This is a genomic window from Streptomyces sp. NPDC006743, from assembly GCF_040703815.1.
In the GTDB taxonomy this organism is placed as follows: Bacteria; Actinomycetota; Actinomycetes; order Streptomycetales; family Streptomycetaceae; genus Streptomyces.
On the sequence record NZ_JBEYJA010000009.1, the window covers coordinates 192,027 to 216,274 of the forward strand.

The 24,248-nt window shown below is 72.3% G+C and carries 24 protein-coding genes, 1 pseudogene and 1 riboswitch; of the genes and pseudogenes, 11 read left to right on the forward strand and 14 right to left on the reverse strand.

The genetic code is table 11. The features are described 5' to 3' along the window. Positions 1-35: 35 nt before the first annotated feature. From ABZ719_RS11150 to ABZ719_RS11160, 3 genes are all read left to right on the forward strand, one after another. Positions 36-542 carry a GNAT family N-acetyltransferase gene (locus ABZ719_RS11150; protein ID WP_366724921.1) on the forward strand — a complete coding sequence of 169 codons (507 nt, stop codon included), beginning with the start codon at positions 36-38 and terminating at the stop codon, positions 540-542. A 119-nt stretch (positions 543-661) separates the two neighbouring features. Further along, positions 662-842, forward strand: a riboswitch (cobalamin riboswitch). A 121-nt stretch (positions 843-963) separates the two neighbouring features. Beyond that, positions 964-3,336 carry a ribonucleoside-diphosphate reductase subunit alpha gene (locus ABZ719_RS11155; protein ID WP_366724922.1) on the forward strand — a complete coding sequence of 791 codons (2,373 nt, stop codon included), beginning with the start codon at positions 964-966 and terminating at the stop codon, positions 3,334-3,336. Further along, positions 3,336-4,349 (forward strand): ribonucleotide-diphosphate reductase subunit beta, encoded by a 1,014-nt coding sequence (locus ABZ719_RS11160; protein ID WP_366724923.1) that lies wholly within the window; start codon positions 3,336-3,338, stop codon positions 4,347-4,349. The genes ABZ719_RS11155 and ABZ719_RS11160 overlap by 1 nt, the downstream gene beginning before the upstream one ends. Here the strand turns inward: ABZ719_RS11160 and ABZ719_RS11165 are convergent. Beyond that, positions 4,262-4,534 carry a hypothetical protein gene (locus tag ABZ719_RS11165; protein WP_366724924.1) on the reverse strand — a complete coding sequence of 91 codons (273 nt, stop codon included), beginning with the start codon at positions 4,532-4,534 and terminating at the stop codon, positions 4,262-4,264. The two genes, ABZ719_RS11160 and ABZ719_RS11165, sit on opposite strands and share 88 nt — an antisense overlap. 93 nt (positions 4,535-4,627) lie before the next feature. Here ABZ719_RS11165 and ABZ719_RS11170 point away from each other — a divergent pair, with 93 nt between their 5' ends. Beyond that, on the forward strand, positions 4,628-5,593 hold the full coding sequence (locus ABZ719_RS11170) for a helix-turn-helix domain-containing protein (RefSeq protein WP_366724925.1): 966 nt from the start codon (positions 4,628-4,630) through the stop codon (positions 5,591-5,593). 26 nt (positions 5,594-5,619) lie between these two features. Here the strand turns inward: ABZ719_RS11170 and ABZ719_RS11175 are convergent, their stop codons facing one another. The 10 genes from ABZ719_RS11175 to ABZ719_RS11220 form a co-directional block, all read right to left on the reverse strand. Continuing rightward, the gene (locus ABZ719_RS11175; protein WP_366724926.1) at positions 5,620-6,996 is read right to left on the reverse strand and encodes a cytochrome P450; all 1,377 of its coding nucleotides are present in this window, start codon (positions 6,994-6,996) and stop codon (positions 5,620-5,622) included. Further along, positions 6,993-8,090: an epi-isozizaene synthase gene (gene cyc1, locus ABZ719_RS11180; RefSeq protein ID WP_366724927.1), complete on the reverse strand. Its 1,098-nt coding sequence runs from the start codon at positions 8,088-8,090 to the stop codon at positions 6,993-6,995. The genes ABZ719_RS11175 and cyc1 overlap by 4 nt, the downstream gene beginning before the upstream one ends. A gap of 322 nt (positions 8,091-8,412) precedes the next feature. Next, positions 8,413-9,063: a peptide deformylase gene (def, locus tag ABZ719_RS11185; RefSeq protein WP_366724928.1), complete on the reverse strand. Its 651-nt coding sequence runs from the start codon at positions 9,061-9,063 to the stop codon at positions 8,413-8,415. A 74-nt stretch (positions 9,064-9,137) separates the two neighbouring features. Next, on the reverse strand, positions 9,138-10,118 hold the full coding sequence (locus ABZ719_RS11190) for a hypothetical protein (protein WP_366724929.1): 981 nt from the start codon (positions 10,116-10,118) through the stop codon (positions 9,138-9,140). A 104-nt stretch (positions 10,119-10,222) separates the two neighbouring features. After that, positions 10,223-11,446: an HD domain-containing protein gene (locus ABZ719_RS11195; RefSeq protein ID WP_366724930.1), complete on the reverse strand. Its 1,224-nt coding sequence runs from the start codon at positions 11,444-11,446 to the stop codon at positions 10,223-10,225. Then, entirely contained in the window at positions 11,446-12,858 is a 1,413-nt protein-coding gene (locus tag ABZ719_RS11200; RefSeq protein WP_366724931.1) for an HD-GYP domain-containing protein, read from the reverse strand. Before ABZ719_RS11200 ends, ABZ719_RS11195 begins: the two co-directional genes overlap by 1 nt. 113 nt (positions 12,859-12,971) lie before the next feature. Beyond that, positions 12,972-13,304 carry a mycothiol system anti-sigma-R factor gene (gene rsrA, locus ABZ719_RS11205; RefSeq protein ID WP_366724932.1) on the reverse strand — a complete coding sequence of 111 codons (333 nt, stop codon included), beginning with the start codon at positions 13,302-13,304 and terminating at the stop codon, positions 12,972-12,974. After that, positions 13,301-13,996 (reverse strand): RNA polymerase sigma factor SigR, encoded by a 696-nt coding sequence (gene sigR, locus ABZ719_RS11210; protein ID WP_366724933.1) that lies wholly within the window; start codon positions 13,994-13,996, stop codon positions 13,301-13,303. Before sigR ends, rsrA begins: the two co-directional genes overlap by 4 nt. A 257-nt stretch (positions 13,997-14,253) precedes the next feature. After that, the gene (locus ABZ719_RS11215; RefSeq protein WP_366724951.1) at positions 14,254-14,892 is read right to left on the reverse strand and encodes an alpha/beta family hydrolase; all 639 of its coding nucleotides are present in this window, start codon (positions 14,890-14,892) and stop codon (positions 14,254-14,256) included. Between the two features lie 59 nt (positions 14,893-14,951). Next, entirely contained in the window at positions 14,952-15,767 is an 816-nt protein-coding gene (locus ABZ719_RS11220) for an SOS response-associated peptidase (RefSeq protein ID WP_366724934.1), read from the reverse strand. 50 nt (positions 15,768-15,817) lie between these two features. Here ABZ719_RS11220 and ABZ719_RS11225 point away from each other — a divergent pair, with 50 nt between their 5' ends. The 4 genes from ABZ719_RS11225 to ABZ719_RS11240 all read left to right on the forward strand — a co-directional run bounded on the left by ABZ719_RS11225 (position 15,818) and on the right by ABZ719_RS11240 (position 19,582). Continuing rightward, positions 15,818-16,540 (forward strand): M50 family metallopeptidase, encoded by a 723-nt coding sequence (locus ABZ719_RS11225; protein ID WP_366724935.1) that lies wholly within the window; start codon positions 15,818-15,820, stop codon positions 16,538-16,540. A gap of 252 nt (positions 16,541-16,792) precedes the next feature. Beyond that, positions 16,793-18,124, forward strand: coding sequence for a 3-phosphoshikimate 1-carboxyvinyltransferase (gene aroA / locus ABZ719_RS11230; RefSeq protein WP_366724936.1), 1,332 nt, complete (start codon positions 16,793-16,795; stop codon positions 18,122-18,124). A 17-nt stretch (positions 18,125-18,141) separates the two neighbouring features. Further along, on the forward strand, positions 18,142-19,152 hold the full coding sequence (gene rsgA, locus ABZ719_RS11235; RefSeq protein WP_366724937.1) for a ribosome small subunit-dependent GTPase A: 1,011 nt from the start codon (positions 18,142-18,144) through the stop codon (positions 19,150-19,152). A gap of 106 nt (positions 19,153-19,258) precedes the next feature. Continuing rightward, the gene (locus tag ABZ719_RS11240; RefSeq protein ID WP_366724938.1) at positions 19,259-19,582 is read left to right on the forward strand and encodes a multidrug efflux SMR transporter; all 324 of its coding nucleotides are present in this window, start codon (positions 19,259-19,261) and stop codon (positions 19,580-19,582) included. An 89-nt stretch (positions 19,583-19,671) separates the two neighbouring features. On the opposite strand, the gene ABZ719_RS11245 is transcribed toward ABZ719_RS11240, so the two are convergent. Continuing rightward, the gene (locus ABZ719_RS11245; protein ID WP_366724939.1) at positions 19,672-20,280 is read right to left on the reverse strand and encodes a helix-turn-helix domain-containing protein; all 609 of its coding nucleotides are present in this window, start codon (positions 20,278-20,280) and stop codon (positions 19,672-19,674) included. Positions 20,281-20,424: 144 nt separating this feature from the next. Between ABZ719_RS11245 and hisN the strand changes: the two genes are divergently transcribed. Together hisN and ABZ719_RS11255 are read left to right on the forward strand one after the other, a co-directional pair. Next, on the forward strand, positions 20,425-21,225 hold the full coding sequence (hisN, locus tag ABZ719_RS11250) for a histidinol-phosphatase (protein ID WP_366724940.1): 801 nt from the start codon (positions 20,425-20,427) through the stop codon (positions 21,223-21,225). A gap of 190 nt (positions 21,226-21,415) precedes the next feature. Next, entirely contained in the window at positions 21,416-21,817 is a 402-nt protein-coding gene (locus ABZ719_RS11255) for a CBS domain-containing protein (protein ID WP_366724953.1), read from the forward strand. A gap of 91 nt (positions 21,818-21,908) precedes the next feature. Here ABZ719_RS11255 and ABZ719_RS11260 read toward each other — a convergent pair whose 3' ends face one another. Continuing rightward, positions 21,909-23,360 carry a catalase gene (locus ABZ719_RS11260; RefSeq protein ID WP_366724941.1) on the reverse strand — a complete coding sequence of 484 codons (1,452 nt, stop codon included), beginning with the start codon at positions 23,358-23,360 and terminating at the stop codon, positions 21,909-21,911. Between the two features lie 142 nt (positions 23,361-23,502). On the opposite strand from ABZ719_RS11260, the gene ABZ719_RS11265 reads away from it, so the two are divergent. After that, on the forward strand, positions 23,503-23,919 hold the full coding sequence (locus ABZ719_RS11265) for a Fur family transcriptional regulator (protein WP_037851986.1): 417 nt from the start codon (positions 23,503-23,505) through the stop codon (positions 23,917-23,919). Positions 23,920-24,013: 94 nt separating this feature from the next. Here ABZ719_RS11265 and ABZ719_RS11270 read toward each other — a convergent pair. Beyond that, a pseudogene (locus tag ABZ719_RS11270) lies at positions 24,014-24,248 on the reverse strand (IS110 family transposase); the annotation flags it as partial.

Below are 24,248 nucleotides of genomic sequence, written 5' to 3' on the forward strand. Positions count from 1 at the left end.
GCCCGTCGCCGTACCCGTGCGGCACACTCGGCTCCATGGACCTCGTGATCAGGCCGGCCGCGCCCGGCGAGTACGGCATCCTCGGTGAGATCACCGCCCAGGCCTATCTCCAGGACGGACTGCTGGACTTCGGACAGGACGATCCGTACCTGGGCGCGCTGCGTGACGTGGCCGGGCGGGCGGCCGCAGCCGAGGTGCTGGTGGCTGTCGCGGACGACGCGGTGGCCGGCGGGGTCGCCTTCGTGCCGTCGGGCGGCGCCATGGCGGACATCGCCGGTCCCGGCGAGGCCGAGATACGCATGCTGGCGGTCGCCCGCGCCGCGCGCGGCCGGGGCGCGGGCGAGGCCCTGGTACGGGCCTGCCTGGAGCGGGCGCGGGCCACCGAGGGATGCGTGCGCGTGGTGCTGTCCACCCAGCCCACCATGCACGCCGCCCACCGCCTCTACGAGCGCCTGGGCTTCGTCCGCACCCCGCAGCGGGACTGGAACCCGCTGCCGGAGCTGGACGACATCTCGCTGCTCACCTACGCGTTGGCCCTCTGACACCCGCCGGGACCCGCCGGCAGCCGCCGAGACCCGTGGAGGCCCGCCGACAGCCGTCGGGCAGCCACTGACGGCCGTGACAGTCGCTGACGGCCGCTGACATCTTCCGCGATCGGCGCGGCACAACATATGGGGGTGGTTCCCTCACCCGGCACAAGATGTATGCTCATGCTCGCTGTCGTCGCAGGGGAATCCGGTGCGAATCCGGAACTGTCCCGCAACGGTGTACCCGTACACACATGCCCTCGAGGCCGTGTACGGGCGTCAGTCCGAGGACCTGCCGACAGTGCACCCGGCCGTCCGGTCCGGGTGCCTGACGTCCGGGCCTCGCGGAATGGGCCGGTGGACGCGGCGCCGCGTGCGCTCGTGTGCTGCCCCCTGCCCTCGGTGAGGCCCCGTGCCGAGCGAGGGAGAGCCACACGTGACCATCGCGCCCGCCGATCCGGTCTCAGCCGAAGGCAATTCGGAGAACGACGGTCCCGGTACCGCGCTGCTGCGGACCCTGACCGAGCTGACCGCCGACCTCCCCGACGCCGACCCCGGCCGGGTCGCCGCCGCCGCGCTGCGCGGCCGTTCGGCCCACGCGGACGAGGCGGAGCTGCGGGAGCTGGCCACCGAGGCGGCGGCCGGACTCATCTCGGAGGACCCCGCCTACTCGCGGCTGGCCGCCCGCCTGCTGACGCTCTCCCTCCGCGCCGAGGCCGCCTCGCAGGGCGTCACGGCCTTCACCGAGTCGGTGGCCGTGGGCCACCGGGAGGGGCTGATCGCCGACCGGACCGCCGCGTTCGTCCGCCTCCACGCCGCGCGCCTGGACGCGCTGGCCGACCCGGCCGCCGACGACCGCTTCGGCTACTTCGGGCTGCGCACCCTCTACAGCCGCTACCTGCTGCGGCACCCGATCACCCGCAAGGTGATCGAGACGCCCCAGCACTTCATGCTGCGGGTGGCCGCCGGTCTCGCCCAGGACGACAGCCCCCGGGCCGCCGACGAGGTCGCCGCGCTCTACGGGCTCATGAGCCGCCTCGACTACCTCCCCTCCTCCCCCACGCTCTTCAACTCCGGCACCCGCCACCCCCAGATGTCCTCCTGCTACCTGCTCGACTCCCCCAAGGACGAGCTGGACAGCATCTACGACCGCTACCACCAGGTGGCGCGGCTCTCCAAGCACGCCGGCGGCATCGGCATCGCCTACTCCCGCGTCCGCTCGCGCGGTTCGCTGATCCGCGGCACCAACGGGCACTCCAACGGCATCGTGCCGTTCCTGAAGACCCTGGACGCCTCGGTGGCCGCCGTGAACCAGGGCGGCCGGCGCAAGGGCGCGGCCGCCGTCTACCTGGAGACCTGGCACTCCGACATCGAGGAGTTCCTGGAGCTGCGCGACAACACCGGCGAGGACGCGCGCCGCACCCACAACCTGAACCTGGCGCACTGGGTACCGGACGAGTTCATGCGCCGCGTCGAGGCCGACGGGACGTGGTCGCTGTTCTCCCCGGCCGACGTGCCGGAGCTGGTGGACCTGTGGGGCCCGGAGTTCGACGCGGCCTACCGCGCGGCCGAGGCCGCCGGGCTCGCGAAGAAGACCCTGCCCGCCCGTGAGCTGTACGGCCGGATGATGCGCACCCTCGCGCAGACCGGCAACGGCTGGATGACCTTCAAGGACGCCGCCAACCGGACCTCCAACCAGACTGCCGAACCGGGCCACGTCATCCACTCCTCGAACCTCTGCACGGAGATCCTGGAGGTCACCGACGACGGCGAGACGGCGGTCTGCAACCTCGGCTCGGTCAACCTCGGCGCCTTCGCCGACCCGGAGCGCGGGGACCTCGACTGGGAGCGGCTGGACGAGACGGTCCGCACCGCCGTCACGTTCCTGGACCGTGTGGTCGACATCAACTTCTACCCGACCGAGCAGGCGGGCCGTTCCAACGCCCGCTGGCGGCCGGTCGGTCTGGGCGTGATGGGGCTGCAGGACGTCTTCTTCCGGCTGCGGCTGCCCTTCGACTCGCCCGAGGCGAAGGCGCTGTCCACCCGGATCGCCGAGCGGATCATGCTGGCCGCCTACGAGGCCTCCGCCGACCTCGCCGAACGGAACGCCCCGCTGCCCGCCTGGGAGAAGACCCGCGCCGCCCGCGGTGTGCTGCACCCCGACCACTACGACGTGGAGCCGGCCTGGCCCGAGCGCTGGGCGGCGCTGCGCGAGCGGATCGCCGCCGTCGGCATGCGCAACTCGCTGCTGCTGGCCATCGCGCCGACCGCCACCATCGCCTCCATCGCGGGCGTCTACGAGTGCATCGAGCCGCAGGTCTCCAACCTGTTCAAGCGCGAGACGCTCTCGGGTGAGTTCCTCCAGGTCAACTCCTACCTGGTGCGCGACCTCAAGACGCTCGGCGTGTGGGACGCCCGCACCCGGGAGGCGCTGCGCGAGGCGAACGGCTCGGTGCAGGACCTCGCGTGGATCCCCGAGGACGTACGGCGGCTGTACCGCACGGCGTGGGAGATCCCGCAGCGCGGCCTGATCGACATGGCCGCCGCCCGCACGCCGTTCCTGGACCAGGCCCAGTCGCTGAACCTGTTCCTGGAGACGCCCACCATCGGCAAGCTCTCCTCGATGTACGCCTATGCCTGGAAGCAGGGCCTGAAGACGACGTACTACCTGCGTTCGCGCCCGGCGACCCGGATCGCCCGCGCGGCCCGCGCGCAGACCCCCGCCACCGTCCCCGTCCAGCAGCCGGCCGACTCCGACGCGGTCGCCTGCTCCCTTGAGAACCCCGAGTCCTGCGAGGCCTGCCAGTGATGAACGACCACCCGAAGAACCTGCTCGACCCGGGCTTCGAACTGACCCTGCGCCCCATGCGCTACCCGGACTTCTACGAGCGCTACCGGGACGCCATCAAGAACACCTGGCACGTGGAGGAGGTCGACCTCCACTCCGACGTCGCCGACCTCGCCAAGCTCACCCCGGCCGAGCAGCACCTCATCGGCCGTCTGGTCGCGTTCTTCGCGACCGGTGACTCGATCGTCGCCAACAACCTGGTGCTCACGCTCTACAAGCACATCAACTCACCCGAGGCGCGCCTGTACCTGAGCAGGCAGCTGTTCGAGGAGGCCGTGCACGTCCAGTTCTACCTGACGCTGCTCGACACCTACCTGCCCGACCCGGAGGACCGGGCGGCGGCCTTCGCGGCCGTGGAGAACATCCCGTCCATCCGGGAGAAGGCCGGGTTCTGCTTCAAGTGGATGGACTCGGTGGAGAAGCTGGACCGGCTGGAGACGAAGGCGGACCGCCGGCGCTTCCTGCTCAACCTCATCTGCTTCGCCGCCTGCATCGAGGGCCTGTTCTTCTACGGCGCCTTCGCCTACGTCTACTGGTTCCGCAGCCGGGGCCTGCTGCACGGCCTGGCGACGGGCACCAACTGGGTGTTCCGGGACGAGACGATGCACATGTCGTTCGCCTTCGACGTGGTGGACACCGTCCGCAAGGAGGAGCCGGACCTCTTCGACGACGGGCTGGAGCAGCAGGTCACCGACATGCTGCGGGAGGCCGTCGAGGCCGAGCTGCAGTTCGCGCGCGACCTGTGCGGCGACGGCCTCCCGGGCATGAACACCGACTCGATGCGGCAGTACCTCCAGTGCGTGGCCGACCAGCGGCTGACCCGCCTGGGCTTCGCTGCGGTGTACGGCTCCGAGAACCCCTTCTCCTTCATGGAGCTGCAGGGCGTTCAGGAGCTGACCAACTTCTTCGAGCGGCGTCCGTCGGCGTACCAGGTGGCGGTGGAGGGCACCGTCGACCTGGACGAGGACTTCTGAGTCCGCTCCTTCGCCTGCTGAGCCTCGCGGTACTCCTGTTCCTGGTGTGCCTTCTGTGCCTCGCGGATGCTGCGGTCGACGCGCTTGTCGCGCACGATGCCGAGCACCGAGGGCAGGGCCATCAGGACCAGGAGTCCGAAGGTGAAGAGCAATCCGATCAGGGCTTCTGTCTGGTTTGCGTTCATGTACACCACTGTCGCGCCGGACACTCGTGACCGTGAGTGGCAGGACTGCCGTAGACCTTCAAATTCCTGCCACTTCCGAGGCACACTGGCGGCATGTTGCAGAACGTGGCGGCCGTCCTGCTGGACGGTGTACATCCCTTCGAGCTGGGTGTGGTGTGCGAGGTCTTCGGCATCGACCGCAGCGACGACGGACTGCCGGTGTACGACTTCGCGGTGGTCTCCGCCGAGGGACCGTCGCTCGGCACCCATGTCGGCGGGCTGAGCGTCACCACCCCGTACGGGCTCGACCGGCTCGACGAGGCCGACCTGATCGCCGTGCCCGCCGGGAACGACTTCGCCACCCGCGTGTACCCGCCCGAGCTGCTGGCCGCTCTGCGCCGGGCCGTGGACCGGGGCACGCGGGTGCTGAGCGTGTGCTCGGGGGTGTTCGTGCTGGGCGCGGCCGGGCTGCTTCAGGGGCGGCGCTGCGCGGTGCACTGGCACCACGCGGCGGAGCTGTCCCGGCAGTACCCGCACGCCACCGTCGAGCCGGACGTGCTCTACGTCGACGAGGACCCGGTGATCACCTCGGCCGGCACGGCCGCCGGTATCGACGCCTGCCTGCACCTGGTGCGCAAGGAGCAGGGCCCGGAGGTCGCCAACAAGATCGCCCGGCGGATGGTGGTGCCCCCGCACCGGGACGGCGGCCAGGCGCAGTACATCGAGCGTCCGCTGCCGAGGTCCCGGTGCGACACGGTGGGCGAGGTGCTGGTGTGGATGGAGCGGCACCTGGGCGAGGAGGTCACCGTGGAGCAGCTCGCCGCCCGCGCCCACATGTCGCCGCGCACCTTCGCCCGCCGCTTCCAGCAGGAGACGGGCACCACCCCGTACCGCTGGCTCCTGCGCCAGCGGGTGCTGCTGGCGCAGGGCCTGCTGGAGGCGACGGAAGAGACGATGGACGCGATCGCGGACCGGGCCGGGTTCGGCACCGCGGCGGCGCTGCGGCACCAGTTCGTCCGCGCCCTGGGCACCACGCCGAACGCCTACCGGCGCGCGTTCAGGGGCCCCGAGGCCGCCTGAACGCGCGCCGGCAGACGGGCCGCCGGTCAGCGGGGCAGGGCCCGCAGCAGCAGGCGGCGCGGGCGCAGCGTGATCCCGATACGGGGCCTCGGGTCGGAGCCGGGCGCCTGCTCGAAGCGGTAGGCGCCGGCGATCGCGGCGGTGAGCAGCGTGAGTTCGGCCATCGAGAAGTGGTCGCTGGGGCACTTGCGGTTGCCCACGCTGAACGGGCTCATCGCGTACTTGGGGACCTCGGCGGACCGCTCCGGGAGCCAGCGGTCGGGGTCGAACTCCTCGTGCCGGCCGAAGGAGCGGGGGTCGCGCTGGATGGCGTACGGGCTGTAGATGACGTCCGCGCCCGCCGGAATGGTGTAGCCGCCCAGCTCGGTGTCGGCGACCGTCCGGCGGGTCAGAATCCAGACGGCGGGATAGAGCCGCATTGTCTCCACGACGACATTCGCCGTGTACCTCAGTTTTCGGACGTCGTCGAATGTGACGGGGCGGTCGCCCACCACCGTTTTCACCTCGTCGCGGATCTTGTCACCGAGGTGCGGGTGCTCGGTGAGGACGAGAAGCAGCGACATGATCATGGATCCGACGGTTTCGCTGCCCGGGGTGAGTATCGCGATGACCTGATCGTGGATCTCCTGCTCCCCAATAGGCTCGCCATTCTCGTCCTTCGCCTCCAGCAAAGCCGTCAGCAAATCGTCCGGTTTTTGACCGCTTGCCCGGCGGTCGGCGACGATCTCGTCGACCAGGAGATGCAAATCGGCCAATGCGCGGTTGAATTCCCGGTTCCCGGCGAGCGGGACCTTGTAAAGGGGTCCGAGCGGCACGACCATGCGCTGGTACATGCCGCTGAACAGCGTGGCCAGCGCGGCGCAGATGCGGTCGGCGCGGGCGTCCATGTAGCTGCCGCGCATCAGGCACCGGGCGGCGACGCGCACGGCGACGCGGAAGGACTCCGCGGTCACGTCGAGCACCTCGCCCGAGCGCCAGCGCTCCACCAGGGCGTGCGCCTCCTCGGTCATGATCGGCCCGTACTCGGGGATGACGTCGAGCCGGAAGGCGGGCTGGATGGTGCGCCGCTGGCGGCGGTGGAGCGGGCCGTTGGCGGTGGCCACGCCCTCCTTGCCGAGCAGACTCTCCAGGGACTCCCACAGGGGGCCCGCGATGATGTAGTCGGGGCTGAGCGCCAGGGCCCCGGTGAGGGCGGGCGCGGTGACGGCGTACACCGTCTTCGGGCCGAGCCTGAGACGGACGACGTCGCCGTGCTCGCGCAGCCGGCTCAGGAAGGCCAGCGGGTCGCGTGCCAGCCGCAGGCCGTGGCCCAGGAGCGGGACCGCGCCGCCGGCCAGGGGCGGTTCACGCCGTGGCCCGCCCGTCCGCGACCTGTCCTCGGGCTTCACCGACTCGACGGTCATTTCTCACCTGCCGCTTCGTTGTTGACGTAGGGGGGCGTGGACCGGTCGTCCCAGCTGTCGACCATGTACCGGCCGGACTCGTGGTGGAACCAGTAGACGGAGCTGAACCAGTTGCGCATATTGCCGACGCAGGCCCGCACGGTGGAACTCAGTTCTTTTCCGCGTACCGTCCCGTCCGCAAGGCCGTCGGCGAAACGCAATGCTTCCTGTTCCGCGACAAGGAATTCTGCTATGCATTCCTCGACACGACGGCGGATTTCCGCGATCCCCTCCTCGAGACTCAGCCCTTCGTGTTTGACGAGACTTATCCCGAGGTTGTGCACCTCGTCACCCGCTATTTCCTTCGGCAGGGAGCACAGGTCGTTGTACCAGGCGGCGAATTCCTGGCTCAGCAGGGCCGGACGCCGGTAGGCGGGATTCTTCCGGACGGCGTCCGGGAGTTCACGTCCCGCGCTCGGCTCCAGCAGGTCCGTCCAGATCCAGTGGGCGAAGGTGAGCCGGCGCAGGGCCAGGTACTCCTCGACCGGGGGCACGACGCCCTCGCCGCGGTTGTGGAACTCCCGGTCGTACGCGTCGATCACCGCGTGGAAGTGCCGGGCGAAGCGGGCGTTCCAGGTGCCCGGCAGGAACGAGTACAGCCGCAGCACGCTGTCCGCGAACCCCGCCACCAGCGCGTCCGGGTGGTGCAGGTGTTCCTGCGGGGCGTCGAGCGCCGTGTGCAGCGCCCTTCGCAGCCTGCGCCAGGCGACGGGACGGCCGTGGACGATGTCACGGTCGTGCCGGTCGTCCCAGAGGAAGAACCAGGCGCTGTAGTCCGCGATGGCCTGCAGCACCTCATCCGGGGCGCCGAGGTAGTACCCGGCCATCAGGTCGGTGTAGCGCAGGCCGTCGGCGTGCTGCTCCACCTTGTCCGCCGGCATGAGCCGCTTTTCGAGCAGCCAACCGCGGGTCTTCTCCTGGAGTTCGGGCCAATAGGCGTGCAACTTCCTGGGAAACGCCGCTTCGATCACCGGAAGAGCGAGTGCCGGTGGCACCGCGACCGCTGTCGGTGTGGATGTGGACGTCGATGTGGTGCTGTATGGGAAAGCTGGCACGAACAACCCCTCTCAGCCGCCAGTGGCGCCCGCCCCTTCGCTGTGCCCGGCGCACGCCGTCACGCATCCCCGTACTCCCATTCAGCACCACAACTGACCGTCCTGGGAACGGATTTGGCCCACTCGTCGGCTGGGATGCGGAGAATATCCCCTTGTGTGACTGATTCTGATTCAACAGTTGCGCAGAGCACAAAGACCCGACCGGGTGAGTGGCCGTGCCATGAACACAAAGACGGCGCCCGGCCGGTGTGCGGACGGGCGCCGTGCGCGCGCCGGGCGCGCCCGGCGGTGCCGGGGGCGGCCCTGGAGCGGCCAGGGGTGCTCAGTCGTTGGCGACCACGGGGTAGCGCGGCTCGTTCTCGGCCATCTGCCGCAGCGCGTCCTTGCGCTCCCGCTTGGAGAGCCGGTCGATGTAGAGGTAGCCGTAGAGGTGGTCGGTCTCGTGCTGCAAACAGCGTGCGAAGTAGCCGGTGCCGCGCACCTTGACGGGGTTGCCCCGCTCGTCCTGGCCGGTCACCTCGGCGTAGTCGGGGCGGGCGAGCGGCGCGTAGGCGGTGGGCACGGACAGGCAGCCCTCGTTGCTGTCGTCCAGGCGGCGCCGGTCCGCGGGCAGCTCGACGAGGCGCGGGTTGCAGACGACGCCCACGTGCCGCACGCCCTCGTCGTCGGGGCAGTCGTAGACGAAGACCTTGAGGCCGACGCCGATCTGGTTGGCGGCCAGACCCACGCCCTCGGCGGTGCGCTGGCTGGCGAACATGTCCGCGACCAGCTGCTGCAGCTCGTCACCGAACTCGGTGACGTCCCTGCACTCCTTGTGCAGCACCGGGTTGCCGACCACCGTGATCGGCCGGGAGGTGCCCCGCTCGCGCCAGGCCGCCTCGCGCGCCTCGCAGTCCTCCGTGTCGACGACATAGCCCTCGTCGTCGACCGGGAGCACGCCCGCCTGCTGCTGATCGGTGTCCTGCTGCGCCATGACCGACGTACGCCTTCCTGCAAGCCTGAGAAGTTCTGCCCGTACAGCCTACGGGGACCGGCACGGGCCCCGCTTCAGCAGACCTCTTCGAGGTCCCGCCAGTCACGGGAATCGGGGCTGTCGGCGACCCACCCGTCCAGCAGTCCGCGCACCAGCGAGGCCGGGGCGGCCACCCCGCACTCCCGCTCCGGCACCCACAGCTGCCCGTCGGTGCGGTGGCCCAGCGGCCCGGGGTGCCCCGGCTCGCTGTGGTCGTGCGGGTCCAGGTGCACGCCGTCGCCCTCGTCGGAGGGCATCCGCGACTCCGAGCACGTGCGGCACAGCAGCCGGACCGAGGACGACCAGTCCTCGGCGGCGAACCCGGCGTCCGCGGCCAGCTGCTCCAGCGCGTCCCGGTCGGCCTCGGTGGCGGCCTCCAGCAGGACCACCCAGGTGGGCACCGGTGAGGGCGCCCACAGTTCGATCTCGTCGAAGACGGGGAAGCTGTGCCCGGCGGCAGTGGTCCGCTCGCCGTGGGGCACGCCGTCGTGCAGCACGACCTCGCCCCAGCGCCGCCCGGAGGAGGGCAGCGGGATCGACAGCACCTCGATCCGGGCCGGGTCCAGCCGCCGGCCCCACACCACCTCGGCCTCGCCCTCCGGCGACAGCCGCACGGCCGCGCTGCCCAGCTCCATGCCGACCGGTTCACCGGCGGCGGCCGCGTCCCCGGGCACCTTCAGGCCGTACGCCTGCCACGCCCGGCGGGCCAACGGCCAGTCCTGCAGCGCGGTGGCCGCGATGCCGACGTTCCACCAGTCCGGCGCCCCGGTCTCCTTCTCCAGCAGGGCCACGGCCCGCAGGCCCGCCGCCCGCGCCTGTTCCCAGTCGTGCCGGAACTTGTGCAGCAGCGCGAGGTTGAACCAGGACTCCGAAAGCCAGGGCTCCAGATCGGCGGCGCGCGTCAGCAGCGCGCCCGCGTCCTCGTACCGGCCGTCGCCGATCAGGGTGAACGCGCGGTCGGTGGCCTGCCGCCAGGAGGCGGAGGGCCGGTGCCGTCCCTTGCCGAAGATCCTCACGATTCCCGCCTGCCAGTTCCGTCGTATGGGCTGGCTCTGCCCCCGGACACCCTTTCCTTCGCATCCAACCACGTACGGCTTGAGGGGCGCTCATTACCCATGGGTTACCCCACAGCGGGGGGAGTCAGACAATCCCCCCGGGCCAGGACCCGGGCCAGGGATTCCACCACCTCGGCGGCGTACTCGCCCGCGGTGGCCAGCCGCAGCTCCTCCAGCGCCTTCAGCGAACCGCCGGGCCCGGCGTCGCGCACCTTCTCGTCGTAGGCGTTCACGGCCCGGACGATCCGCGCGGACAGCGGCTGCTCCGCGCACGGGTCGGCCTGCCGCTCCACCACCACCGCGACCTCCCGGTCCACCCCGGTCTGCCGGACCACGGCGCCGCCCAGCAGCGCGATCCGCCGCCGCTCGGCGGCGGGCAGTCCCGCGGTGGCGCCCGCGGGCACCGGGTCGACGAGGCTGAGCTGGCCGATGTCGTGCATGAGGGCCGCGTGCTCCAGCACGGTCAGCTCCGGCTCCGCGAGGCCCAGGTCCCGGCCCACGGCCCGGCTGAGCGCCGCCACCCGCCGGGCGTGCCCGGCCGGGGTGTACCCGGCGACCTCGGTGGCGCGGGCCAGCGAGGCGATGGTCTGCCGGTAGGTGTCCCGCACGGACGCGTACCGCCGCAGGGAGAGCTGGGTGAGCAGCAGCGGCACGCAGAAGACGGGCAGTGCCCACAGGCCCGCCACCGCGACCCCCAGCGCCATCACCGCGCCTGTGGCGCACACCGCGGACCCGATGCCGAGCAGGCCCCGCAGTTCCTCGCGCAGCAGCGGGCCGAACGGCCACCGGGCGCGCCGGTGGGCCTGTGCGGCGGCGAGCACGGCGCCGCACAGCGACGTGAGCACGAGGAGGGCGACCAGCAGCAGCGCGTGCGCGGTGCCGCCCCATGCCCGGAACACACCGGCGTTGTACAGCGGTTGGAAGCAGACGGCGGCGAAGGAGACGGTGAGGACGCGGCGGACCAGGTGGTCGAGGGTCCGGCTCCGCCCGCGGGCGATGTGCGGCACGGCGCCCAGGAGCGAGGCGGCGAGCACCACGGCGACCACCTGGCAGGCGGTGTGGTGGCTGGGCCGGCCGGCGTCCTCGCCGAGCAGGGCGTACGACAGCGCTCCGGCGGCCCCCAGCGGCGCGGCCTCGCCCGCCTCGGTGCCGGGCCACCGGGTCAGCTCGCCGGCCAGCACGAGCGCGCCGAAGGCCAGGGCGGTCCCGGGCGCCTGCAGCCCGGTCCACAGGGTGAGGGCCAGGCAGAGCGCGGCGACCAGGACGGCGGCGGCGCGCAGGACCACCATCAGGACGCCGGTGTGCCGGTGCCCGGGCCGGCACTCGCGACGGCGCTCGCGCGGTCACCGGCGGCGGTGCCGGGGCCGGTGCGCGCGGCCGGGCCGGCCGGCGGGCGGGGCGGGCCCTGCCGGGTGTCGTCCGCGGCGGTGACCTCCGGGTGCCAGCCGTCCCGGTCCAGGGCCCGTACCAGGGCGGCGACCATGCGCGGGTCGAACTGCGCGCCCGCGCAGCGTTCCAGTTCCGTCAGGGCGGCCCCCACCGGCCGGGCACGCCGGTAGGAGCGGGTGGACGTCATCGCGTCGAACGCGTCGGCGACGGCGACCACGCGCGCGCACTCGGGGATCTGGGCGCCCCGCAGGCCGTAGGGGTAGCCGCTGCCGTCGAGCCGCTCGTGGTGGTGCAGGATCGCCGACCGGGCCTCGCCCAGGAAGGAGATCCCGCGCACCATCTCGTGCCCGTACTCGGGGTGCAGTTCGATCACGCGCCGCTCCTCTGCGGTGAGCGGGCCGTCCTTGCGCAGCAGCCGGGTGGGCACGCCCAGTTTGCCGACGTCGTGCAGGATCCCGGCGAAGCGCAGCACCTCCACGCGGTCGTCGTCCATGCCCAGTTCCCGGGCGATCATCATGGAGGCCTGTCCGACGCGTTCGCTGTGCCCGCGCGTGTACCCGTCCTTGAGGTCGACGGCCTGCACCAGGGCGCGGATGGTCGCCCGGTGGGCGGCGCGCTCGCGGTCGTACTGCGCGTACACCCACCAGGACACGCACATGGGCAGCAGGACGAGCAGGGCCGCGGCCGGCCCGTACGGGCTGCGCCACAGGACCGCCATCATCAGGCCGCCCAGTCCGTGCACGCCGATCGGCGCGAGCGAGCGGACGAACAGGCCGCACCAGGCGCGGCGCACCGACGGCCGCCCCGGCCGCCGCAGCGTCCCCGCCGGTCCGCCGGCGGCCAGCAGCAGGATGCCCCCGTCCAGCACCGTCAGCATCAGGCAGAACGCCGTCACGGCGGCACCGGCGGGGACGAGGGCGTAGGGGAAGTCGCGGCCGACGACCGCGTCGCGGCCGCCCAGCTCCCAGTGCACGCGGGCCGCCGCCCACACGGCGAGGGTGAGCTGCGCCGCCCGCCAGACGCGGCGCAGGGCCTCGGGGCGCCGTCCGGCCGCGGTGAGCAGGGCGCCGGGCAGCGGGACGAGCGCGGCGGCGGGCGGCGGCAGCAGGAAGGCGGCGGCCAGCAGGACGGGGTAGAAGGGTCCCGCGAGGTGCCGGCGGACGAGCAGCCGGCCGCAGCCGGCGTAGACCGCGGCGAGCGCGCACACCGCCCACCAGGGCGCCGGCATCACCGGCAGGGGCAGCAGGCACACCAGGGCGCCGAGGGCGACGCAGGTGACGTACGCGCGGGCGCGTGGCGCAACCGCCTCCATGACGCCCCTCCCGGTCGTGCCCGTCCACAGCCAGTGGGCCGAGCCTAGGGCGCCAGGAGGGGAGGGCGCGGGCCGATAACCCGCGCATTAGCACGTACGGGTGAACCGGAGGTTCAGGACTCCTGGGGAGTCACCGGTGCCGTGGTCACGTCACGGTCGGACGGTACGGAGCGGCCGGTGGCGGGCTGGCCGCCCGACCGGATCAGGTCGAGCCGGCCCATGACCTTGGCGCGCAGGTCCGAGGGGACGTCGTCATGGCCGCAGCACCGCTTGACCAGCTTCTTCACGGCCTGCTCCAGGCCGTACTTCTCCAGGCACGGGGAGCATTCCTCGAAGTGCTGCCGGAACTTGTCGCGATCGACGTCCGGCATCTCGCTGTCGAGGAACTCGTACAGGTGGTCGAGGACCTCACTGCAGTCCGTCTCGTGCGGCTCTCCGCAGCTCATGAGCCCGAGCCTTTCGCTTCGTTCGACTCTCCGGCGCCGGCCGGGACCAGTCCCCGCTCGCGGGCGTAGTCCTCGAGCATGCCGCGCAGTTGACGGCGGCCCCGGTGCAGCCGGGACATCACCGTGCCGATGGGTGTCCCCATGATGTCCGCGATCTCCTTGTACGCAAAGCCCTCTACGTCCGCGAGATACACGGCGATGCGGAATTCCTCGGGGATCGCCTGGAGCGCTTCCTTGACGTCCGAGTCGGGCAGGTGGTCGAGCGCCTGCGACTCCGCGGAGCGCAGACCCGTCGACATGTGCGACTCGGCACGGGCGAGCTGCCAGTCCTCGATCTCCTCCGCGGCGCTGCGCTGGGGCTCACGCTGCTTCTTGCGGTAGGAGTTGATGAAGGTGTTGGTGAGGATCCGGTAGAGCCACGCCTTGAGGTTGGTGCCCTCGCGGAACTGGTGGAAGGACGCGTACGCCTTGGCGTACGTCTCCTGCACCAGGTCCTCGGCGTCGGCCGGGTTGCGCGTCATGCGCAGCGCCGCCGAGTACATCTGGTCCAGGAACTCCAGGGCGTCCCGCTCGAAGCGCGCGCTGCGCGCGGCGGTCGACTCCGCGGGCGCGTCCGCACCCGTGCCCTGGCCCTCGGGCAGCTCCGCCTGGCCGTTGTCGGTCCCTGCGTCGGTACCGGGAACCGGACCCACCTCCTCAAGCGACGTCGTGGGACCGAAGGCGGTCCCACTCGTTTCGGAGGATAGACGACGATCCGGTCCGCCCGCCGCCCGAATAGGGGCGGTCCGGGCCGCGTGCAGCACCGACCAGTCCAGGTCAGTACGGCTGCTGCGGGCCGGGCAGATGGTCGAACCCATGCGGCGGACTCCCTTTCCCATGACGTCGGCACTGGGGCACCAGCGCTTCTGTCCGGCTCAACAGTGCGCGCACGGCCCGCATTCCCGGGGCGTCACCCGAGTGACGCGGTCCACCGCAGCACACCGTCGGTGAGGATGCCGAGGGCCTGTTCCTGGGTGATCTCGGCGCGCCTCGGCACCGCGAAGCCGTGGTCGCCGTGCGGGACGGTGATCAGCTCGAAGGGGCCCTCGGGGAACTCCTGCGGCCTTCCGAAGGGGTCGTTGCCGCCCTGGACGACGAGCGTGGGCACGCCGGCGCCGAGCAGTTCGGCGGCGCGCGACTTCTCCGGCCTGCCCGGCGGGTGCAGCGGGAAGCCGAGGGCGAGCACGGCGTGCGCGCCCAGTGCGGCGGCCGTGCGGCAGGCGACGCGCGCGCCCGCGCTGCGCCCGCCCGAGACGACCGGCAGTCCCGGGGCGGCGAGCGCGGGCCAGACGCCGCGCCAGCCGGTGTCCAGGGTCTTCGGCGCGGGCGCCACCTTCTTCCCGGCCACCCGCCAGGGCTGCTCGACGAGCGCGACCGTCACCCCGTGGGCGGGGAGCGTGCCCGCGAGAGCCTGGAGGTCGCGGGCCTCGATCCCGCCGCCCGCGCCGTGGCCGACGGCGAGGACGAGGCGTGCGCCGGAGGCCAGGTGCCAGGTGACGCGGGCCGGTCCCGCCTCCGTCTCGACGGTCTCACGGGTGTCAGGGATCACAGGGGTCACCTGGCCGAGGATGCCAGAAGAGGAGGCCGGAAGGCGGCCGCGAGGGCGGGTCAGAAGAGGGTGCCCTCTTCCGGCGCCGCCAGTTCCTTCAGCAGCTCGGGGCCGTTGTTGCGGACGTTGCTCACCGCCGTGGACACGGGATAGGCGCGCATCAGCCCCTCGGGCGGCGGGGCCAGCAGGGACCGCAGGTCCTCCGGATCCGTGCGGGCCGGGTCCAGCCAGGCGTCCCAGCGGTCGGGGGTGAGCATGAGCGGCATCCGGGGGTGGATGTCGGCCAGCGACCGCGGTCCCCTGTCCGGCGCCACCGCCAGCGGGGCCCGCTCGGCCTCCGTGGTGATCACCGAGCAGGTCACCCACCAGGCCCGCGGATGGTCGTCGGGCAGCGTGCGGTCCCGCCAGAACTCGTACAGCCCCGCCATCGCGAACACCGATCCGTCCGCCGGCGTCACGAAGTACGGCTGCTTGCGCGGGCGTTTCCGCTTCCCCTCGACCTCCAGCTCCCGCTCCTCGGTGCCGGTGACCCACTCGTAGTAGCCGTCGGCGGGCACGATGCAGCGCCGGGCGGCGAAGGCGCGGCGGTACGACGGCTTCTCGTGCACCGTCTCCGCGCGGGCGTTGATCATCCGGGCGGCGCCCTCCGGGTTCTTCGCCCAGGACGGGACCAGTCCCCACCTGAGCTTCCGCAGCTGGCGAACCGGGCGAGCGTCCTGCGCGTCCTTCACAGGGCGGTCGAGGACGACGTGGACCTCCTTGGTGGGAGCCACGTTGTAGTCGGGCTCCAGGGCCTCCTCCGGCTCCCACCTCTCCACTTCGAAGACTCCCGCGAGATCCTCGGCCCCGCGACTGGCTGCATACCGTCCGCACATACGTGCCACACTGCCAGACTCCGTACGACAAGAGGGAGCCGCTCGCAAACATGGACAGCCTCGCCTCCGTCGCGCTGCCCGGCCTCTGGGACCGGCTCGTCGGCAGCCAGCCGGGACCCGACCTGTGGGTGGTGCTGGCCACCGCGGCCGCCGCCCTCGCCGTGGTGGTCCCGCACACCCTGTGGCGCGTCTCCCGCAACGCCATCACCATCGCCCACGAGGGCGGCCACGGCCTGGTGGCGCTGCTCACCGGCCGCACGCTGACCGGGATACGGCTGCACTCCGACACCAGCGGCCTCACCGTCAGCCGCGGCAAGCCGTACGGCCTCGGCATGATCCTCACGGCGGCCTCCGGCTACACCGCTCCCCCGCTGCTGGGCCTCGGCGGCGCCGCGCTGCTGGCCGCCGGGCGCGTGACCCTGCTGCTGTGGGCGGCCACGGCACTGCTGGTGGCCATGCTGGTGATGATCCGCAACGCGTACGGCGTGCTGACCGTGGTCCTCGCCGGCGGCACGTTCCTGCTGGTGTCCTGGCTGGCCGGGACGCAGGTGCAGGCCGCGTTCGCGTACGCGGTGGTGTGGTTCCTGCTGCTGGGCGGGGTGCGTCCGGCCTTCGAACTCCAGCTCAAGCGCTCGCGCGGGGGCGCCGGGGACTCGGACGCGGACCAGCTGGCCCGGCTGACGCACGTACCGGCGGCCCTGTGGCTGTTCCTCTTCCACGCGGTGTCGCTGTGCTCGCTGATGGGCGGGGGCCGCTGGCTGCTCGGCGTGTGACCCTCCCGCCGCGCGGCGGTCCCGGGCCGGCCGGCGGCGGACACCGGCGGGACCGGCCGGTGTCCGCGGAGTCCGGCGGGCACCGCACCGGCCCACCCGGAGTCCGGCGGGCGCCCTGCCGGTTCCCTCGCGGAGCCCTGCGGGCACCGCACCGGTCGCCTCCCGGAGTCCGGCGGGCGCCGTAGAGGTCACCTCCGCGCACCGGCGCACGGAAGGAGGGCCGGCGCGACCCCCTCCTTATAGAGTGGGCCCATGGCCCCGAACCCCGCCCACACCGCCCTCTGGCCCGCCCCGCACGCGAGCGGAGCCGTCGACGCGACGGTCCACGTGCCCGGGTCCAAGTCGGTCACCAACCGTGCCCTCGTGCTGGCCGCCCTGGCCTCCGAGCCGGGCTGGCTGCGCCGCCCGCTGCGCTCCCGGGACACCCTGCTGATGGCCGGTGCGCTGCGGGCGATGGGCGTCGGCATCGAGGAGACGGTGTCCTCCAGTTCCTCCGGCTCCGGCGGCTCCGGCGAGGCGTGGCGGGTCATCCCCGCGGGGCTGCACGGCCCGGCCACCGTCGACGTGGGCAACGCGGGCACGGTGATGCGCTTCCTGCCGCCGGTCGCCGCGCTCGCCGACGGCCCGATCCGCTTCGACGGCGACCCCCGCTCCTACGAGCGTCCGCTGCACGGCGTGATCGACGCGCTGCGCGCGCTGGGTGCCCGGATCGACGACGACGGGCGCGGCGCGCTGCCGCTGACCGTGCACGGCGGCGGCGCGCTGGACGGCGGCCCGGTCGAGATCGACGCCTCCTCGTCCTCCCAGTTCGTCAGTGCCCTGCTGCTGTCCGGGCCGCGCTACAACCAGGGCGTCGAGGTCCGCCACGTCGGGTCGACGCTGCCGTCGATGCCGCACATCCGGATGACGGTGGACATGCTGCGCGCGGTCGGCGCCCAGGTGGACACCCCGGAGTCGGGCGGCGAGCCGAACGTCTGGCGTGTCACCCCGGGTGCCCTGCTCGGCCGGGACCTGACGATCGAGCCGGACCTGTCCAACGCGCAGCCGTTCCTGGCGGCGGCGCTGGTGACCGGCGGCAAGGTCGTCGTCCCGGACTGGCCGGAGCGGACCACGCAGCCGGGCGACCGGCTGCGGGAGATCTTCACCGAGATGGGCGGCTCCTGCGAACTGACCGACTACGGGCTGGTGTTCACCGGCTCGGGAACGGTGCACGGCATCGACGTGGACCTGGGCGAGGTCGGCGAGCTGACCCCCGGCATCGCCGCGGTCGCCGCGGTCGCGGACTCCCCCTCGACCCTGCGGGGCGTGGCCCACCTGCGGCTGCACGAGACCGACCGGCTGGCCGCCCTCACCAAGGAGATCAACGAACTCGGCGGTGACGTCACGGAGACGGCCGACGGCCTGCACATCCGGCCGCGCCCGCTGCACGGCGGCGTCTTCCACACCTACGAGGACCACCGCATGGCGACGGCCGGTGCGATCATCGGCCTGGCGGTCGAGGGCGTACAGATCGAGAACGTGGCGACGACGGCGAAGACCCTGCCGGACTTCCCCGACCTGTGGACCGGGATGCTCGGGGCGTAGGACACGGGGAACAGGTCATGCGCCGCTACGGCAAGCACACCGACGAGGACGACATCCGCTCCCGGCCCAACCGCCGGGGCAACCGGCCGCGTACGCACATCCGCCCCAAGCACGAGGACGCCGCCGACGGCATGGTGCTCACCGTCGACCGGGGACGGCTGACGTGCCTGGTCGACGGCCGCACGGTCATGGCGATGAAAGCACGCGAACTGGGCCGCAAGGCCGCCGTGGTGGGCGACCAGGTGGCCCTCGTCGGCGACCTGTCCGGCAAGAAGGACACCCTCGCGCGCATCGTCCGCATCGGCGAACGCACCTCCGTGCTGCGCCGTACCGCCGACGACGACGACCCCTACGAGCGCGTGGTGGTGGCGAACGCCGACCAGCTGGCCATCGTCACCGCGCTCGCCGACCCCGAGCCGCGCCCCCGGCTGATCGACCGCTGCCTGGTGGCGGCGTACGACGCGGGGCTCACCCCGCTCCTGGTGATGACGAAATCGGACCTCGCGCCGCCGGACAAGCTCCTGGAGCTGTACGGGGCGCTGGACATCCCGCACGTCGTCACCAGCCGCGAGGAGCTGGAGGCCGGAGACGCGGCGGACCGGGTGCGGGCGCATCTGGGCGGCCGGGTCACCGCGTTCGTGGGGCACTCCGGCGTCGGCAAGACCACGCTCGTCAACGCCCTGGTCCCCGCCGAGCGGCAGCGGACGACGGGGCACGTGAACGCCGTGACCGGCCGGGGCCGGCACACCACCACCTCGGCGCTCGCGCTGCCGCTGGCCGGCGGCGACGGCTGGGTCGTGGACACCCCGGGCGTGCGGTCCTTCGGGCTCGCCCACATCGACCCGTCCCGGGTCATCCACGCCTTCCCCGACCTGGAGCCCGGCACCGAGGGCTGCCCGCGCGCGTGCAGTCACGACGAGCCGGACTGCGCGCTGGACGCCTGGGTGGCCGAGGGTCACGCCGATCCCGCCCGGCTGTACTCGCTGCGCCGCCTGCTGGCCACGCGGGAGCGCACGGAGGGCGACTGACCGGGCGCCGGGCGCCCGCGTTGTTTGCCGCACCCGTGGGCAGGTAAGTGCATAATCGCACCGAGCCGGAGCGGCCACGGAACGCGGACACACGGGAGGACAGCACATGGCGTGGCTGCTGGTCATCGTCGCGGGACTGCTCGAGACCGGCTTCGCCGTCTGTCTGAAACTCTCGCACGGCTTCACCCGGCTGTGGCCGACCATCGCCTTCGCCTGCTTCGCCCTCGGCAGCTTCGGTCTGCTCACCCTGTCCCTGCGCAAACTCGACGTGGGTCCGGCGTACGCGGTGTGGACCGGCATCGGCGCGGCGGGCACCGCGATCTATGGCATGATCTTCCTCGGCGACCTGGTGTCGACCCTGAAGATCGTCTCCATCAGCCTCGTCATCCTCGGCGTGATCGGCCTCCAGCTGTCGGGCTCCACGCACTGAACCGCCGTGCCGGCGGGGCCGGTCGGTGCGGCCGGTCGGCGGGGCCGGGGAGATCCACCGCGGGGTGCGGACACCGGCCCCCGTGCCGCTCAGCCGGGCCGGCCGGGGTGCAGCAGGACGTGCACCAGAGCGGCCATCCCCCTCTCCTGGGGCGGGGCCGTGACGCAGGACAGCGCGAGGCGGAACACCAGTTCGCAGACGCCGGCCAGCTCGGCCCGGTCCGCCTCCGTCGCGCCCGGCGCGCACACGGCCGCCACGGCGCGGTCTCGGACGGTGGCGAGGAGGGCGGCGGGCGAGGGCAGCGCGCCGTCCGCCGCGCGCTGGGCCGGCAGGCCACCGCAGGACGGGGCCGCCGGCCGTGCCGGGGAGGGCAGCCGTTCGCTCCAGCAGCCGGTCAGCACGGCCTTGACCAGCGGGTCGCCACGCGCGGCGGAGGCGGTCCACTCGGCGGCCGCGGTGAGTCGCCGCACCGGGTCGCCGGGACCGTCCAGGGCGCGCTCGGCGCCCGCGAGCCAGCCGTCCGCCGCCCTCCTGACCAGCGCCCGCGCCAGCCCGTCCTTGCCGCCGAACTCGTTGTACAGCGTCTGCCGCGACACGCCGGCCGCCGCGGCCACGTCCACCATCCGCACCGCGGACCACGGCCGCCGGGCCAGCGCCGAACGAGCGGCGTCCAGCAGGGATTCCCGCGCTGCGGGCATCGTCGCCTCCCGGGGGAGCAGCTGTGGGGACAGGTTTGACGCGGGCGCGGGCACTGTCAAGGGTCCGCGGCGGCTTGCCGTGCCCACCTGGTGTTCAGCACCCCCTGTGGCCCGGATTCCCCTCGGACGGATACCGTTCCGTACATGCCCGACTACCTCGACGATCTGCGTCTGGCCCACGTCCTCGCGGACGCGGCGGACGCGGCCACCATGGACCGCTTCAAGGCGCTCGACCTCAAGGTCGAGACGAAGCCCGACATGACCCCGGTCAGTGAGGCGGACAAGGCGGCCGAGGAACTGATCCGCGGTCAGCTGCAGCGCGCCCGCCCCCGTGACGCGGTCCTCGGGGAGGAGTACGGCATCGAGGGCAGCGGCCCCCGCCGCTGGGTCGTCGACCCGATCGACGGCACCAAGAACTACGTGCGCGGTGTGCCCGTGTGGGCCACGCTGATCTCCCTGATGGAGGCCGGCGAGGGCGGGTACGAGCCGGTCGTCGGCGTCGTCTCCGCGCCCGCCCTCGGGCGCCGCTGGTGGGCCGCGAAGGGATACGGCGCGTTCGCCGGCCGCAGTCTGGCGCAGGCGTCCCGGCTCCAGGTCTCCCGCGTGTCCCGGCTCGCGGACGCCTCCTTCGCGTACTCCTCGCTCAGCGGCTGGGAGGAACAGGGACGGCTGGACGGTTTCCTCGGCCTGACCCGCGAGGTGTGGCGCACGCGGGCGTACGGCGACTTCTGGCCGTACATGATGGTGGCCGAGGGTTCGGTGGACTTCTGCGCCGAGCCCGAGCTGTCGCTGTGGGACATGGCCGCGAACGCGATCGTCGTCACCGAGGCCGGCGGCACCTTCACCGGTCTGGACGGGCGGCCCGGCCCGCACAGCGGGAACGCGGCGGCGTCCAACGGGCTGCTGCACGACGAGATGCTGGGGTATCTCAACCGGCGCACCTGAGCATCTGCCGGCACTCCCGCACCACCCGGCACCGCACGCGCGCCCCCTTGTTGACCGCGGCCTTGCCTGCGACTCTGGGAAGCCCCACTTGTGAACAAGTGAATCCAACCCTCACGCGCTGCCGGCCCCTCCCGGGCGCCGCGCCCGCGTGGATTCCTTGAGGAGGTGGCTCCATCCCATGCCCGTCCCCCTGCTGGTCCGCGACGCCATGAGCACGGTGGTCCTCACCATCGGCCCCGACCACACCCTCCGCCAGGCAGCCGCCCTGATGTCGGCCCGCCGCGTCGGCGCGGCCGTGGTCCACGACCCCGACGCCGGCGGCATCGGCATCCTCACCGAACGCGACATCCTCAACTCCGTCGGTCTGGGCCAGAGTCCGGACACCGAGCCCGCGCACGCCCACACCACCACCGACGTCGTCTTCGCGGCGCCGTCGTGGACCGTGGAGGAGGCGGCACGGGCCATGGCGCACGGCGGTTTCCGCCACCTCATCGTCCTGGAGCGCGGCGAACCGGCCGGCATCGTCTCGGTCCGCGACATCATCCGCTGCTGGGCGCCGGCCCGGCAGCCCGCGGCACGGGTGCCCGCCTGAGCGCGCACGGCTCACGGCGGGGACACGGCGGCGGGCCGGGTTCCCGAAGGAACCCGGCCCGCCGGTGTCGGCAAACGGTCCAGTGCCGGAGTCAGCCGCGCAGCGCCTGCACGGCGGCCTCCAGCCGCTTGCCGAAGTCTCCGTCGGCCTGACGGAAGTTGCCGATCGCGCGCTCGACGATGTCCTCGCGCGAGACCTGGGAGAGGGCACCGGCGAGGTTGCCGATCAGCCGGTCCTTCTCCTCCTCCGTCATCAGCCGGTAGAGGTTGCCCGCCTGGACGAAGTCGTCGTCCTCGGCGTGCGAGGGAGCCGCGTGGTCACCGGTGGCACCCGCCACCTCGACGGGCTGCCACAGCGGGCGGTCCGTCTGGAAGGGGCCGCCGAAGCTGTTCGGCTCGTAGTTCTTCGCGCCCTTGTGGCGGCCGTCGTACAGGTGGCCGTCACGGGCGTGGGTGCGCGCCTCGGTGGCGTGCGGCCGGTTCACCGGCAGGTGCGCGGCGTTGATGCCGACGCGGTAGCGGTGGGCGTCGCCGTACGCGAACAGACGGCCCTGGAGCATCTTGTCCGGGGAGGGGCCGATGCCGGGCACGAAGTTCGCCGGGGTGAAGATCGACTGCTCGACCTCGGCGAAGACGTTCTCCGGGTTGCGGTTCAGCTCCAGCTTGCCGAACTCGATCAGCGGGTAGTCCGCGTGCGGCCACACCTTGGTCAGGTCGAACGGGTTGAACCGGTAGCCCGCCGCGTCCGCCACGGGCATGATCTGCGCGTACACCGTCCAGGACGGGAACTCGCCGCGCTCGATCGCCTCGCGCAGGTCGCGCTGGTGCGAGTCGGGGTCCTTGCCCGCCAGGACGTCCGCCTCCTCGGCGGTCAGGCACTTGATGCCCTGGTCCGTCTTGAAGTGGTACTTGACCCAGAAGGCCTCGCCGGCCTCGTTGTTCCACTGGTACGTGTGCGAGCCGAAGCCGTCCATGTGCCGGTAGGAGGCGGGGATGCCGCGGTCGCCGAAGAGCCAGGTCACCTGGTGCGTGGACTCCGGCGACAGGCTCCAGAAGTCCCAGACGTTGTCCGGCTCGGTGGAACCCGTGTACGGATCGCGCTTCTGGGTGTGGATGAAGTCGGGGAACTTGATGGCGTCCTTGATGAAGAACACCGGGGTGTTGTTGCCGACGAGGTCGTAGTTGCCCTCCTCGGTGTAGAACTTCAGCGCGAAACCGCGCGGGTCACGGACGGCGTCCGCGGCACCGAGGTTGCCGGCCACGGTGGAGAAGCGGAGGAAGGTCTCCGTCTCCTTGCCGACCTCGGAGAGGAACTTGGCACGCGTGTAGCGCGTGACGTCGGCGGTGACCGTGAAGGTGCCGTACGCGCCGGCGCCGCGGGCGTGCACCACACGCTCCGGGATCCGCTCCCGGTTGAAGTGGGCGAGCTTCTCCAGGAGGAGCTGGTCCTGGACGAGAACCGGGCCGCCGACGCCCGCGGTCTCGCTGTTCTGGTTGTCGGCTACCGGAGCACCGGCCTCCGTGGTGAGCGGCCCCTGGGTCACGTCGCCTCCTGCGGCTTTTTCTGCGGTCCTGTCGCTTGGCCTGAGCCAGTCCCGATCCTACAATGGACAATGTCTAAGTCAAGTAAGGCTCCAAAGTCACACTTGTTCGGGATCTGTTCTCCTTGCTGTTAGGCTGGTGTGTATGAGTGACCTTCTGGAACGGCTGCGGGGACGCGGCTGGCGCATGACCGCGCAGCGTCGCGTCGTGGCCGAGGTCCTGGACGGCGAGCACGTACATCTGACCGCCGACGAGGTGCACGCGCGGGCCGTGGCCAAGCTGCCGGAGATCTCCCGCGCCACCGTCTACAACACGCTGGGCGAGCTGGTCACGCTGGGCGAGGTGCTGGAGGTCAGCACCGACAAGCGCGCCAAGCGGTACGACCCCAACGCGCACCGGCCGCACCACCACCTGGTCTGCGCGGGCTGCGGCGCGATCCGCGACGTGCACCCGAGCGGCAACCCGCTGGCCGACCTGCCGGACTCCGAGCGCTTCGGCTTCACGGTCTCGGACGTCGAGGTGACGTACCGCGGCCTCTGCCCGAACTGCTCGTCCGCCTGACGGCCCGCTTACGCACAGCCCTCGGCCCCGACGCCTCTCCTGGCGCCGGGGCCGACTGCTGTACGGGATACGGGGAGTGCCTCTATGTCTTTCGTCAAGCGAGGCGTGGGGTTCTGGGTTCGTAGAAGGTGCCGTCGCGGAGCATGGCGAACAGGACGCTGATGCGGTGGCGGGCGAGGCGGAGGAGGGCTTGGGTGTGGGTTTTGCCTCGGGCTCGGCAGCGGTCGTAGTAGCCGCGGGAGGCGGGATCGTGGAGGGCGGCGAACGCGGAGAGGAACATCGCGCGTTTGAGCTGGCGGTTCCCGCCTCTGGGGGCGTGTTCGCCGTGG